Genomic DNA, 13,638 nt, shown 5'->3' on the forward strand with positions numbered 1-13,638 from the left:
CGGCACCAGGCTAGCGGGTGCGGGACGACCCTCCGGCGGCCCTGCGGGCGGGCTCAGACCGCGTCGACGTCGGGGGCCGCGGCGTGCGCGACGCGCAGCTGCGCGATGGCCGACTCGAAGTCGTCGAGCGAGTCGAAGCCCTGGTAGACGCTGGCGAACCGGAGGTACGCGACCTCGTCGAGCTCGCGCAGCGGCGGCAGGATCGACAGCCCGATGTCGTTCGCCTCGATCTGCGACGCCCCGGTGGCCCGGATCGCCTCCTCCACGCGCTGCGCGAGGACCGCGAGGTCGGTGTCGGTGACGGGACGCCCCTGGCACGCCTTGCGGACGCCGGTGACGATCTTCTCCCGGCTGAAGGGCTCGACCACGCCGTTGCGCTTGATCACGCTGAGGCTCGCCGTCTCCGTGGTGCTGAAGCGCCGGCCGCACTCGGGGCACTGCCGGCGCCGTCGGATCGACAGCCCGTCGTCGCTCGTGCGGGAGTCGACGACGCGGGAGTCGGGGTGGCGGCAGAAGGGGCAGAACATCGTGTGGCCAGGATACGTCAGCGCGTGAGGCGCGCCGTCACGGCGTCGCCGTGCGCGGGCAGGTCCTCGGCCCGGCTGAGCGCGACGATCATCGGCTCGGCCTGGCGCAGGGCGTCGGCGTCGTAGCGCACGACCTGCTGCGGGCGGAGGAACGTGTACGCGCCGAGTCCGGATCCGAAGCGTGCCTGGCCGCCCGTGGGCAGCACGTGGTTGGATCCGGCGAGGTAGTCGCCGAGGCTGACCGGCGAGTGCGGGCCCAGGAAGATCGCCCCAGCACTGTGCAGCTGGCCGAGCAGGGCGTCCGGGTCGGCGGTCTGCACGGACAGGTGCTCGGGGCCGTACGCGTCGCTGTAGCGGCACGCGGTCGCGAGGTCGTCGACCACGAGGATCGCCGACTGCGGGCCGGTGAGCGCCTGCCCGACGCGGCCCGAGTGCCCCGTGGTCGCGGCCAGCGCCTCGACCTCGGCGTCGACGGCGCGGGCGAGCTCGGGCGAGTCGGTGACGAGGACGGACGCGGCCATCTCGTCGTGCTCCGCCTGGCTGACGAGGTCGGCGGCGACGAGGCGCGCGTCGGCCTGCGCGTCGGCGATGACGAGGATCTCGGTGGTGCCGGCCTCGGAGTCGATGCCGGTGACGCCGCGGACGACCCGCTTGGCCGCCGCGACGTAGATGTTGCCCGGCCCGGTGACGACGTCGACGGGCTCCAGCCCGATGTCGGCGACGCCGTGCGCGAAGGCGCCGATGGCCCCCGCGCCGCCCATCGCGTAGACCTCGTCGACCCCGAGGAGGCCGGCGGCGCCGAGGATGACGGGGTGCACCGATCCGCCGTGCGCGGCCTGCGCGGGCGATGCCAGCGCGATGCTCGCGACGCCGGCGACCTGCGCGGCGACGACGTTCATCACGACGCTCGACGGGTAGACGGCCTTGCCGCCGGGCACGTAGAGGCCCACCCGGCGCACCGGCTGCCAGCGCTGCACGATGGTCCCGCCCGGGACGACCGTGGTCGTGGTCTCCGGCGGGACCTGCGCCGCGGAGCCGAGCCGCACGCGGCGGATGGCCTCCTCGAGCGCGGCGCGGACGGCGGGGTCGAGCCCGTCGACGGCGGCGGAGATCGCCTCGGCGGGCACCCGCAGCGACGCCGGGCGCACGCGGTCGAGCCGCTCGGCCTGGTCCAGGAGCGCGGCGCTCCCCCGGGTGCGCACGTCCTCCACGAGCTCGCGGGCGACGTCCAGCGCGACGGCCACGTCGGTGACCGGACGCGGGAGGAGGTCGAGCAGGTCGGCGGTGCTGGGCGTGGTGCCGCGGAGGTCCTGGATGCGCATCATGACTCCGGAAGTCTACCGAGCGGGCGCCGGGCGGATCCGGCGGCTAGCGTCGGGGGGCATGGACGCGCACCCCGCCACCACGCTCTCCGAGGCCCCGGGCCTGGCCGCCTTCCGCGCCGCGTTCCGGCGCCACGCCGCGGGCGTCGCGGTCGTCACGACCCGCGACGCCCAGGGCTCCCCCGTCGGCTTCACCGCGACGTCGCTCGCCTCCGTCTCGGCGGATCCGCCGCTCGCGAGCTTCAGCCTCGCCCGCACGGCCTCGAGCGCCGCGGCGATCGCGGTCGCCGACCACGTCGCGATCCACGTGCTCGGCGCCCGCGACCGGCACCTGGCGGAGCGCCTCAGCGGGCCGGCGGCCGAGCGCTTCGCCGGGGACCACTGGTCCCCCGGCCCGCACGGCCTGCCCGTGCTCGCGGGCGGGACGGCGCTCCTCGTCGCCCGCATCGTCGAGCGGGTGCACGTGCACGACGCGATCGTGGTCGTCGTCCGGATCGAGGACGGCGGCGCGGGCATCGACGACGAGCCGCTCGTCTACCACGCGCGCCGCTACCTCCGCCCGGGCTCCGAGGCCTGAGCGCCGGCAGCCGCGCGCGGGACGCGCGAGCCGCGGGTCAGCCCAGGCAGTTCGGCCCGAGCAGCGACTTCAGCTCGCCGTAGAGGTCCGCGCTCACCGTGACCGGGTACGGGATCTCGAAGACGCGCCCGTTGTCGCCCTTCACGAGCTGCAGCCGCACCTCGGTGTCGCCCGAGTGGCGGATCAGGACGTCGTTCAGGCCCATGACGGTCTCGGTCGTGGCGCGGTTCTCCGCGAGGCTGATGAGCAGCGGCCCGGAGCCGAGGCTCTGCCCGAGGTCGGGCTGGAACATCGAGAACGCGTGGATGTTCATGCCGTCGTCGCGCGTGGACACGCGTCCCCGGATCACCACGACGGTGTCGCTCTGCAGCGCCGGCGCGAACTCCTGGTACGCCTTGCCCATGAACATGCAGGTGATCTCGCCGCCGAAGTCCTCGAGCTGCACCATGCCGTACTGGTTGCCCGAGTTCCGCGCGGTGCGGTGCTGCACGCTCGTGAGGAGCCCCGCGAGCGTGACCGTCTCGCCGTCCATCGACGCGTCGGTCGCCAGCAGCTCGGCGATGCCGGTGGACGCGAGCTTCGCCAGCGGGATCTCGAGCCCGGCGAGCGGGTGGTCGGAGACGTAGAGGCCGAGCATCTCGCGCTCGAAGGCGAGCTTGTCGCGCTTCGCCCACTCGGGCCGCTCGGGCACCTTGCGCGCGTGCTGCGGCTCGTCCCACAGGCTGTCGAAGTCGAAGCCGACCTGGCCGTTCATGGCGGCGCGCTTGTCGCTGACGGAGGCGTCGATCATGCCCTCGTGCACCTCGAGCAGCGCCCGCCGGGTGTCCCCCAGCGAGTCGAACGCGCCGGCCTTGATGAGCGACTCGACCGTGCGCTTGTTGGCGACGGGCAGCGGGACCTTCTTGAGGAAGTCGTCGAAGGACTCGAACGCGCCCTGCTCGGTGCGCGCCCCGCGGAGCGCCTCGACGACGTTCGCGCCGACGTTCCGGACCGCGCCCAGGCCGAAGCGGATGTCGGCGCCGGCGGCGGCGAAGAACCCGATGGACTCGTTGACGTCGGGCGGCAGCACCTTGATGCCCATGCGGCGGCACTCGTTGAGGTAGAGCGCCATCTTGTCCTTCGAGTCGCCGACGCTCGTGAGGAGCGCCGCCATGTACTCGGCCGGGTAGTGGGCCTTGAGGTACGCGGTCCAGTACGAGACGACGCCGTACGCCGCCGAGTGCGCCTTGTTGAACGCGTAGTCGGAGAACGGCAGCAGGATGTCCCAGAGCGCCTTCACCGCGGCCATCGAGTAGCCGTTGTCGATCATGCCCTGTGAGAAGCCGGCGAACTGCTTGTCGAGCTCGGACTTCTTCTTCTTGCCCATCGCGCGGCGGAGGAGGTCGGCCTGCGCGAGAGTGAAGCCCGCGAGCTTCTGGGCGACCGACATGACCTGCTCCTGGTACACGATGAGGCCGTGCGTGGTGCCGAGCACCTCGCGCAGCGGCTCCTCGAGCTCCGGGTGGATCGGCGTGATCTCCTGCAGCCCGTTCTTCCGCAGCGCGTAGTTCGTGTGCGAGTTGGCGCCCATGGGGCCGGGACGGTAGAGCGCGATGACGGCCGAGATGTCCTCGAAGTTGTCCGGCTTCATCATGCGCAGGAGCGAGCGCATGGGCCCGCCGTCGAGCTGGAAGACGCCGAGCGTGTCGCCGCGGGCGAGCAGGTCGTACGCGCCCTGGTCGTCGAGGCCGAGGTCCTCGAGCACCAGCTTCTCGCCGCGGTTCGACTCGATGTTGTTGAGCGCGTCGTCGATGATCGTGAGGTTGCGCAGCCCCAGGAAGTCCATCTTGATGAGGCCGAGGGACTCGCACGCGGGGTAGTCGAACTGCGTGACGATCTGGCCGTCCTGCTCCCGCTTCATGATCGGGATGATGTCGATGAGCGGCTCGCTCGACATGATGACGCCGGCCGCGTGCACGCCCCACTGGCGCTTGAGGTTCTCGATGCCCTGCGCGGTCTCGAAGACCTTCTGCGCCTCGGGGTCCATCGCGAGCACCTCGCGGAAGTCGCCCGCCTCGCGGTAGCGCGGGTGGTCGGTGTCGAGGATGCCGGACAGCGGGATGTCCTTGCCCATGATCGCGGGCGGCATGGCCTTCGTCAGCTTGTCGCCCATGGAGAAGGGGTAGCCCAGCACGCGGCTGGAGTCCTTGAGCGCCTGCTTGGCCTTGATGGTGCCGTAGGTGACGATCTGCGCCACGCGCTCGTCGCCGTACTTGTCGGTCACGTACCGGATGACCTCGCCGCGGCGACGGTCGTCGAAGTCGACGTCGAAGTCGGGCATGGAGACGCGGTCGGGGTTGAGGAACCGCTCGAACAGGAGGCCGTGCTCCAGCGGGTCGAGGTCGGTGATGCCCATCGCGTACGCGACCATCGAGCCGGCACCGGATCCGCGGCCGGGGCCCACCCGGATCCCGTTCTCCTTCGACCAGCCGATGAAGTCGGCGACGACGAGGAAGTAGCCCGGGAAGCCCATCTGCGCGATGACGCCGACCTCGTAGTCGGCGCGCTTGCGCACGTCGTCGGAGAAGCCCCGGGGGTAGCGCCGGACCAGGCCGCGCTCCACCTCCTTGACGAACCAGGTCTGCTCGCTCTCGCCCTCGGGCACGGGGTAGCGCGGCATGTAGTTCGCGGACTCGTTGAACTGCACGTCGCACCGCTCGGCGATGAGGAGGGTGTTGTCGCACGCCTCCTCGTGGTCGCGGAAGAGGTGGCGCATCTGCTGCGCGGTCTTGAGGTAGAACTCGTCGGCGTCGAACTTGAACCGGTTCGGGTCGTCGAGGGTGGTGCCCGACTGCACGCAGAGGAGCGCCGCGTGGCTCGTCGCGTCGTGCTCGTGCGTGTAGTGCAGGTCGTTCGTGGCGACGAGCGGGAGGTCGAGGTCCTTGGCGAGGCGGAGGAGGTCGCTCATGATCCGGCGCTCGATGCCGAGGCCGTGGTCCATGATCTCGCAGAAGTAGTTGCCCGCCCCGAAGATGTCGCGGTAGTCGCTCGCGGCCTTCACGGCCTCGTCGTACTGCCCGAGGCGGAGCCGCGTCTGCACCTCGCCCGACGGGCAGCCGGTGGTGGCGATGAGCCCCTTCGCGTAGGTGCTGAGGAGCTCGCGGTCCATGCGGGGCTTGAAGTAGTAGCCCTCGAGCGAGGCCCGCGACGACAGCCGGAAGAGGTTGTGCATGCCCTCCGTGGTCTCGGCGAGCATCGTCAGGTGCGTGTAGGCGCCGGATCCGGAGACGTCGTCCCGGCCGCCGTCCCCCCAGCGCACGCGCGTGCGATCCCCGCGATGCGTGCCCGGCGTGATGTAGGCCTCGGTGCCGATGATGGGCTTCACGCCCGCGGACTTCGCCTGCTTCCAGAAGTCGTACGCGCCGAACACGTTCCCGTGGTCGGTGATCGCCACGGCGGGCATCTGCTGCTCGGCGGCGGCCTGCACGAGCGGGCCGACGCGGGCCGCTCCGTCGAGCATCGAGTACTCGCTGTGGACGTGGAGGTGGACGAACGAGTCGTTGCGGGGCACGGGTCTCTTCTACTGGTCGTGTCGAGGGTGGGGCCATCATAGGCAGGCCCAGGATGGCCTCGCGGGCGTGTCGCGGGTCAGTCGCGGAGGACGTCCAGCGCGTGCTGCAGGTCGGCCGGGTACGTGCTCGAGAACGACGCGCGGTCGCCCGTGGCGGGGTGCGTGATCTCCAGGCGCATCGCGTGCAGCCACTGCCGGTGCAGGTCGAGCTGGGCGGAGATCGTGGGGTCGGCGCCGTACATCGCGTCGCCCACGCAGGGGTGGCGCTGCGCCGCCATGTGCACGCGGATCTGGTGGGTGCGGCCCGTCTCCAGGTGCACCTCGAGCAGCGCCGCGCGGCGGAACGCCTCGAGCGTCTCGTAGTGCGTGACGGACGGCTTGCCGTCGGCCGTGACCGCGAACTTCCAGTCGCTGCGCGGGTGGCGGCCGATGGGCGCGTCGATCGTGCCGGCGAGCGGATCCGGATGCCCCTGCACCACCGCGTGGTAGACCTTCTCGACCTCGCGGTCGTGGAACTGGCGCTTGAGCTCCGTGTAGGCGCGCTCCGTCTTCGCGACCACCATCAGGCCGCTCGTGCCGGCGTCGAGCCGGTGCACGATCCCCTGCCGCTCCTCCGCGCCCGAGGTGCTGAGGCGGAAGCCGGCGGCGGCCAGGGCGCCGAGCACCGTGGGGCCGGTCCAGCCGACGCTGGGGTGCGCCGCGACGCCCACCGGCTTGTCGACCACCACGATGTCGTCGTCGTCGTGCACGATGCCGAGGTCGGGGACGGCGAGCGGGACGACCGACGGCTCCTGCTTGGGCTGCCAGCTGACGGCGAGCATGGATCCGCCGACGAGCCGGTCGGACTTGCCGGCCTCGCGGCCGTCCTGCGTCACGCCGCCGGCCTCCGCCACCTCGGCGGCGAAGCTGCGCGAGAAGCCGAGGAGGCGGGCGAGGCCCGCGTCGACGCGCTGCCCGTCGAGCCCGTCGGGGACGGGGAGGGTGCGGTGCTCCATCGGGACCTCTTCCGGTGCGGTGCGGCGGTTCAGGGTGGTGCGGGGGTCGCGGAACGACGACGGCGACGCGGGACCCCGTGGCTCGGTGGAGCCGGGTCCCGCGCCGCCGTCGGGCGCGCGGGTGGTGCGGTGCTAGTTGCCGAACGAGGCGGTGGCGGGCGCCTCGGAGGAACCGGCGGAGTCCAGCTCGCGGAGCTGGCCCTCGATGTAGCCCTTGAGCTTCGTGCGGTACTCGCGCTCGAACGTGCGGAGCTCGTCGATGCGGCCCTCGAGGACCTGGCGCTCCTTCTCGAGCACGGCGGTCTTCGAGCGCTGCTCGGCCTCGGCCTCGGCGGCGATGCGGGCGGCGGTGGCGTGCGCCTCGGCGACGAGCGCGTCGCGCTTCTCGATGCCCTCGCGGACGTGCTCCTCGTGGAGCTTGCGGGCGAGCTTGAGGAGGCTGCTGGTGCTGGAGGTCTCGTCGTCCTCGTCGACCGCGGGGGCGGCGGGCGCCTGGGCGACGACGGGAGCGGGGGCCGGCTCGGGCTCGGGCGTGGGCTCGGGCTCCGCGACGACGGGCGCCTGCTCGACCGCGGCGGGCGCGGGGGTGTCGATGACGGTGGTCGCGGCCGGGGCGGACTCGCCGGACGAGAGGCGCTGGCGCAGCTCCTCGTTCTCCTGGGTGAGGCGGCGGAGCTCGACGACCACCTCGTCGAGGAAGTCGTCCACCTCGTCCTGGTCGTATCCCTCGCGGAACTTGGTCGGCTGGAAACGCTTGTTGACGACGTCTTCAGGAGTGAGAGCCATGGCCTGCCACCTCTTTTGTGCGTAGAGCGGGGTCCGCGGGCGCGGACGGGGATTCGGGACAACGTGCGGTCCAACGCTACCAGCGGAACGCGTCGCTCCGGGGACCCGGGAACGGATCGGCGCAGCGACGGTGCCCGCCTCAGCGCATCAGGCCGCTGGCGACGTTGAACAGGATGATGGCGACGAGCATCGTGATCATCCAGCCGAAGTCGAGCGCCACCGGGCCGAGGCGCAGGGGCGGGATGAGGCGGCGGACGAAGCCGATCGGCGGGTCGGTCACCGTGTACGACGCCTCGGCGACGATGAGCATCGCGCCCCGCGGGCGCCACTGGCGGGACAGCGACTGCACCAGGTCGAGGACGAACCGGCCCCACATGCAGATGATGAACGCCAGGAGGGCGAACCACAGGACGGTGGCGACGATGTTGACGAGGATCACGGGGACAAGTATGGCGGGCGCCGATGGGAGGTCCCGTCGGCGCCCGCCATCTCGGGGGCTCGGTGGATCAGCGTCCGAAGAAGGAGGCCTCGACCTCGGCCTCGGTCGCCGACTGCTCGCCGGACACGGCGACGTGCGACGGCGACAGCAGGAACACCTTGGCGGTGACGCGCTCGATCTTGCCGTAGAGGCCGATCGACAGGCCGCTCGCGAAGTCGATGAGGCGGCGCGCGTCGTCGTCCGTCATCTGCGAGAGGTTGATGATGACCGGCACGCCCTCGCGGAAGTTCTCGGCGATGACCTGCGCGTCCTTGTAGGCCTTGGGGTGGACGGTGAGGATCTCGTTCATTTCAGCCGGCGCCGCATTCCTTGTGGTGGTCGAGCTCTTGTGCAGGGGGGTGACGGGTGCGCGCTTCGCCTGCTGCTGCTGGGGAGCCGGGGCGGGCGACGGGACCGCCTGCACGGGCGACTGCTGCGGCGTGGGCTGCTGCTGCGCCTGCTGGTACTCGAGCTCCTCGTCGGCGAGTCCCAGGTACACCATGGTCTTGCGAAGTGGGTTGGCCATCATTCCTCTTTCCGGGTCGGCCTCCGAACCGGACCGCACTCCCGACATTAAGGGCCGCCGGGTCGCTTTCCCGTGATTGCCGATCCGATCCGAAGGTGTGTCGCGCCCTCGAGCAGCGCCTCGCGGAGGTCGCCGGACATGCCGGCGGAGATCGCGCGGGCGTCGGGCAGGATCCGGCGCACGTCGTCGGAGATGCCGCGCAGGCGGGCGAAGGCGCGGCGGGGCTCGCCGTCGTCGGGGGCCACGGCCATGACGCCGAGGACGTCGATGCCGGCCGCGGCGGCGGCGTGCTCGGCGAGGGCCTCCGCCTCCCGGGGCGGGACGCCGCCGCGGGCCGGGTCGTCGGTGAGGTTCACCTGCAGGAAGACGCGCGTCGCCTGCTCGTCGGAGGCCAGCGCGTCCACGAGGGACGGCCGGTCGACGGAGTGGATCACGGACGCGTAGCGGCGCACCTGCCTGGCCTTCTTGCCCTGCAGCTGGCCGACGAAGTGCCAGGCGACGTCCCGGCCCGCGAGCTCGGCGGCCTTGCCCTGCGCCTCCTGGTGGCGGCTCTCCCCGAGGTCGCGCACGCCGAGGTCGAGGAGGGCGCCGAGGAGCGACACGGGCTGGAACTTGGTGACGACGATCGTGGTCACCTCGTCGGGCGCGCGGCCGGCGTCGCGGATCCCCTCGGCCACCTGCGCCTGCACGGACGCCCACCGCTCGGCGAGGCCCGGGTGGGCCTCGCCGGGGTGGACGTCCGACGCGTCCGCGCCGCCGGTCAGCGCAGCGTCCGTCACTTCAGGAAGTCGGGGATGTCCAGGTCGTCGCCGTCGTCCTCGAACGTCGGGTCGCTGGCCGGCACGGAGGCGACGGGCGCCTCCGCCTGCGGGCGCGCGGGCGCCTGCTCGAGGGCCTCGGGAGCGGCGACCGCTCCCCCGCCCGCCGCGACGAAGCCGCTGCGGCGGTTCTCGACCTTGGCCGACGGCTCGCCGCCGTCGAAGCCGGCGGCGATGACGGTGACGCGCACCTCGTCGCCGAGGGTGTCGTCGATGACGGCGCCGAAGATGATGTTGGCCTCGGGGTGCACGGCCTCCTGCACGAGCTTGGCCGCGTCGTTGATCTCGAAGATGCCGAGGTTGGATCCGCCCTGGATGGAGAGGAGCACGCCGTGGGCGCCCTCGATGCTCGCCTCGAGCAGCGGTGACGCCACCGCGAGCTCGGCGGCCTTGATGGACCGGTCGGCGCCGCGCGAGGAGCCGATGCCCATGAGCGCGGACCCGGCGCCCTGCATGACCGACTTGACGTCGGCGAAGTCGAGGTTGATGAGGCCGGGGGTCGTGATGAGGTCGGTGATGCCCTGGACGCCCGCGAGGAGCACCTGGTCCGCGGTCGCGAACGCCTCGAGCATGCTGATGCCGCGGTCGCTGATCTCCAGCAGGCGGTCGTTCGGCACGACGATGAGCGTGTCGACCTCGTTCTTCAGCGTCGCGACGCCGAGCTCGGCCTGGGCCGAGCGGCGCTTGCCCTCGAAGCCGAACGGCTTCGTGACGACGCCGATGGTGAGCGCGCCGATCGACTTCGCGATGCGGGCCACGACGGGCGCGCCGCCGGTGCCGGTGCCGCCGCCCTCGCCGGCGGTGACGAAGACCATGTCGGCGCCCGCGAGGGCCTCCTCGATCTCCTCCGCGTGGTCCTCGGCGGCACGACGGCCGACCTCGGGGTCGGCGCCCGCACCGAGGCCGCGGGTGATCTCGCGGCCGACGTCGAGCTTCACGTCGGCGTCGCTCATGAGGAGCGCCTGCGCGTCGGTGTTGATCGCGATGAACTCCACGCCCCGCAGACCGAGCTCGATCATGCGGTTCACGGCGTTGACGCCGCCACCGCCGATGCCGACGACCTTGATGACGGCGAGGTAGTTCTGGTTGTTCGACACGACGGGCCTCCGCTAGAACCTTCGACCTCCGGTGGAGGCTTAGAGTTTACTCAGTATGCATTTCCTGATCCCGACGTTAGGGGGCTCGGGGCGGGTGCGACGACTCCCGTGCCGCGTGTCGCGAAGGCCGCCCGGGATCAGGGTCCGGCGACGGGCGCGTCGGGCGCCGAGACGTCGTACGAGCCGACGTCGCCGCGCGCCTTCACGAGCGCCTGGAGCACCTGCGCCTTGTCGGCCGAGCGCTCGCCGCTCCCCCACAGCACCTTCTTGCCGGTGCGCAGGGTCAGCATGACGTCGTCGGTCGTCCGCGCCTGGATGCTGTCGACCTGGGGCAGGAAGTCCGCCGGCAGCGCCACGAGCACCGCGGCGGCCGCCCGGAAGCGCGGCGACGAGAAGTCGGCGCTCGGCAGGTCGATGAGCGGGTAGCCGTCGGGCCGCGCCGTGGCGCGCTCGATGGTGACGCCCGCGGGATCCACGAGGTCGAAGCCCGCGCCCGACTGGATCACGGCCACGGGGGTGCGCTCGACGATGCGGATCACGAGCGTCGACGGCGGACGGCTCTCGGTGCTGTAGCTGCGGATGAGGGGGAACGCGCGGAGCTCGTCGCCCACCCGGTCGAGGTCCACGAGCGGCAGCGGAGTGCCGACCTGGTCGGACAGGGCCGCCTGGATGCTCGACGGCGACACGCGGTCGGCGCCCTCGACCTCCACCGTACGGAGCGCGAGCAGGGGCGAGTAGACGGCGACGCCCACGACGATCGCGAGGACGAGGAACGCGCCGAGCGTGCCGAGGAGCCCCGCCCGGCGGCGTCGGGCGCGCTGCGTGAAGCGCCGGACCTCCTGGCGCTCGTAGCGCTGCCGCTCGCGGCGGGCGCGGCGGAGCTGCCGGCGCGCCTCGGCGTCGCCGGTGGCCGCGCTCGCGGGACGCGCGGGTCGATGGGCGCGCGGCGTCGGCTCCGCGTCCCCCTCGGCACGGGGGCGGCGACGCAGGGGCTTCGCGGCAGCGGCCCGGGCTGCGCCGGCGGCCTCCGCGGCGCCGCGTGCCCGTCGGCCGAGGCGTCCGGCCAGACCTCCCGTGCGGGCAGCGGCGGGCTCCCGACCGGTGCTCGGTGCGGGGGGCGCGGTGACGGGCGCCTGCGCGAGGTGCGGGAGGACGATCGGCTCGGTGTCCGGCTCGTCGTCGTCGCGCCAGTCGGCACGCGGGCGCGGGGGCTGCTGCTGGGGTCCCCGTGCGGACGCGGGTGCGCCGGCGCCCGTGCTCGGGGCCGGAGGCGGGGTCACGGGGCGCGGCGCGGCCGGGCGCGGGGACACGGGACGCGGCGTGCTCGGTCGCGGCGGGGCTCCGGCGCCCGGGCGCGGGGTCCCGGTGCTGCCGCCCGTGGCCGGCGTCGCGTCGGACGGCACCGCAGGTCGGGATCCGCGGCGGCGCGGCGCGGGCGCGTCGCCCTCGGCGGGGCCCGCGCCGGCGCCGGGTCCTCCGGGCGCGGGCTGGCGCGGGACCCGGGGCCGGTCGAAGCCCTCGGGCCGCTTCACTCGCGGGGCCGGGGGGACGCGGCGGGCTCGTCGGACGCGGCGGTGCCCTCGAGCGCGCCGACGACCTGCGGGATGATCCGGTACACGTCGCCGCAGCTCAGGGTCACGATGAAGTCGCCGTCGCGCGCGATCTCGGCGGCGCGGTCGGCGGCCCGCTGCCAGTCGGGCAGGTAGTCGACGCGGCTCGCGTCCTGGAAGCGCTCCGAGACGAGGGCGCCGGTCACGCCGGGGATCGGGTCCTCGCGGGCGCCGAAGACGTCGAGCACGATGGTGTGGTCGGCGAGCTCCTCGTAGACGCGCGCGAAGTCGCCGGCCATCATCTGCGTGCGGCTGTAGAGGTGAGGCTGGTGCACGGCGATGATCCGACCCTCCCCCACGACCGTGCGGGCGGCCTCGAGGGCGGCGCGCACCTCGGTCGGGTGGTGCGCGTAGTCGTCGTAGACGCTCACGCCGCGGACCTCCGCGTGCAGCTCGAAGCGGCGGCCGGTGCCGGAGAAGCCGGCGAGGCCCGCGATCGCGTCGTCGGGATCCACGCCGAGGCCGACGAGCACCGCGTAGGCGCCCGCGGCGTTGATCGCGTTGTGGCGGCCGGGGACGCGGAGCGCGGCGCGGCGGGCGACGCCGTCGTGCGTGATCGTGAAGGCGACGGGACCGTCGGTGACGATGTCGGAGATGCGGACGTCCGCGGCCGGGTCCTCGCCGAACGTGACGACGCGTCCCTCGATGCGCGCGGTGACGCGACGGGCGCCGGGGTCGTCGCTCGAGATCACGACGAGCTCGGACGCGGCCGACGCGAAGCGGACGAACGCGTCGTCGAAGGCCTCGTGCGAGCCGTAGTGGTCGAGGTGGTCCGCGTCGACGTTGGTGATGAGCGCGACGGCCGTGTCGTAGAGGAGGAACGAGCCGTCGGACTCGTCGGCCTCCACGACGAAGAGCTCCTCGGACCCGGGGGCGCTCGAGACGCCGATGCCGCCGATCACGCCGCCGTTGACGAACGACGGGTCGCGGCCCGCCTCGAGGAGCGCGGTCACGATCATGCCGGTGGACGTGGTCTTCCCGTGCGCGCCCGCGACGGCGACGAGGCGCTGGCCGCTGATGAGCCAGGCGAGCGCCTGCGAGCGGTGCAGGATCGGCAGGCCCCGCTCCTTCGCGAGCACGTACTCGGGGTTGTCCTGCCAGAGCGCGCCCGTGACCACGAGCGCCTCGGCGTCGCCCACGTGCGCGGCGTCGTGGCCGACGTGGATCTCCGCGCCGAGCTCCCGGAGCGCCTGCACGGCGTCGGAGTCGCGGGAGTCGGATCCCGTGACGCGGTGGCCCGCGGCGAGGAACAGGCGCGCGATGCCGCTCATGCCGGACCCGCCGATGCCCACGAAGTGGACGCGGCCGAGCTCGGTCGGGATGTCCATGGTCAGGTCGGGTGCGATCACGTG

At 72.9% G+C, this 13,638-nt stretch carries 12 protein-coding genes; 1 reads left to right on the forward strand and 11 read right to left on the reverse strand.

Going from position 1 to position 13,638, the window contains the following annotated elements:
- Nucleotides 1–53: 53 nt before the first annotated feature.
- Together nrdR and hisD are read right to left on the reverse strand one after the other, a co-directional pair.
- The gene (gene nrdR / locus AES38_RS08970) at nt 54–527 is read right to left on the reverse strand and encodes a transcriptional regulator NrdR (RefSeq protein ID WP_053774674.1); all 474 of its coding nucleotides are present in this window, start codon (nt 525–527) and stop codon (nt 54–56) included.
- Between the two features lie 17 nt (nt 528–544).
- Nucleotides 545–1,849 (reverse strand): histidinol dehydrogenase, encoded by a 1,305-nt coding sequence (hisD, locus tag AES38_RS08975; RefSeq protein WP_053775745.1) that lies wholly within the window; start codon nt 1,847–1,849, stop codon nt 545–547.
- A 61-nt stretch (nt 1,850–1,910) separates the two neighbouring features.
- Between hisD and AES38_RS08980 the strand changes: the two genes are divergently transcribed.
- The gene (locus AES38_RS08980; RefSeq protein ID WP_053774675.1) at nt 1,911–2,426 is read left to right on the forward strand and encodes a flavin reductase family protein; all 516 of its coding nucleotides are present in this window, start codon (nt 1,911–1,913) and stop codon (nt 2,424–2,426) included.
- A gap of 37 nt (nt 2,427–2,463) precedes the next feature.
- On the opposite strand, the gene dnaE is transcribed toward AES38_RS08980, so the two are convergent.
- From dnaE to murC, 9 genes are all read right to left on the reverse strand, one after another.
- Nucleotides 2,464–5,925 (reverse strand): DNA polymerase III subunit alpha, encoded by a 3,462-nt coding sequence (gene dnaE / locus AES38_RS08985; RefSeq protein ID WP_053775746.1) that lies wholly within the window; start codon nt 5,923–5,925, stop codon nt 2,464–2,466.
- Between the two features lie 128 nt (nt 5,926–6,053).
- Nucleotides 6,054–6,971 carry an RluA family pseudouridine synthase gene (locus AES38_RS08990; RefSeq protein WP_053774676.1) on the reverse strand — a complete coding sequence of 306 codons (918 nt, stop codon included), beginning with the start codon at nt 6,969–6,971 and terminating at the stop codon, nt 6,054–6,056.
- Between the two features lie 132 nt (nt 6,972–7,103).
- The gene (locus AES38_RS08995) at nt 7,104–7,757 is read right to left on the reverse strand and encodes a DivIVA domain-containing protein (protein WP_053774677.1); all 654 of its coding nucleotides are present in this window, start codon (nt 7,755–7,757) and stop codon (nt 7,104–7,106) included.
- Nucleotides 7,758–7,896: 139 nt separating this feature from the next.
- Nucleotides 7,897–8,196 (reverse strand): YggT family protein, encoded by a 300-nt coding sequence (locus AES38_RS09000; RefSeq protein WP_053774678.1) that lies wholly within the window; start codon nt 8,194–8,196, stop codon nt 7,897–7,899.
- A 67-nt stretch (nt 8,197–8,263) separates the two neighbouring features.
- On the reverse strand, nt 8,264–8,761 hold the full coding sequence (locus AES38_RS09005) for a cell division protein SepF (RefSeq protein ID WP_053774679.1): 498 nt from the start codon (nt 8,759–8,761) through the stop codon (nt 8,264–8,266).
- 47 nt (nt 8,762–8,808) lie between these two features.
- The gene (locus AES38_RS09010; RefSeq protein ID WP_081001878.1) at nt 8,809–9,540 is read right to left on the reverse strand and encodes a YggS family pyridoxal phosphate enzyme; all 732 of its coding nucleotides are present in this window, start codon (nt 9,538–9,540) and stop codon (nt 8,809–8,811) included.
- Nucleotides 9,537–10,676, reverse strand: coding sequence for a cell division protein FtsZ (ftsZ, locus tag AES38_RS09015; protein WP_053774680.1), 1,140 nt, complete (start codon nt 10,674–10,676; stop codon nt 9,537–9,539). Before ftsZ ends, AES38_RS09010 begins: the two co-directional genes overlap by 4 nt.
- 137 nt (nt 10,677–10,813) lie before the next feature.
- Entirely contained in the window at nt 10,814–11,956 is a 1,143-nt protein-coding gene (locus tag AES38_RS09020) for a cell division protein FtsQ/DivIB (RefSeq protein ID WP_244629146.1), read from the reverse strand.
- A 248-nt stretch (nt 11,957–12,204) separates the two neighbouring features.
- Entirely contained in the window at nt 12,205–13,635 is a 1,431-nt protein-coding gene (gene murC / locus AES38_RS09025; protein WP_053774681.1) for a UDP-N-acetylmuramate--L-alanine ligase, read from the reverse strand.
- Between the last annotated feature and the right edge of the window lie 3 nt (nt 13,636–13,638).

Source organism: Clavibacter capsici (assembly GCF_001280205.1).
GTDB classification, from domain to species: domain Bacteria; phylum Actinomycetota; class Actinomycetes; order Actinomycetales; family Microbacteriaceae; genus Clavibacter; species Clavibacter capsici.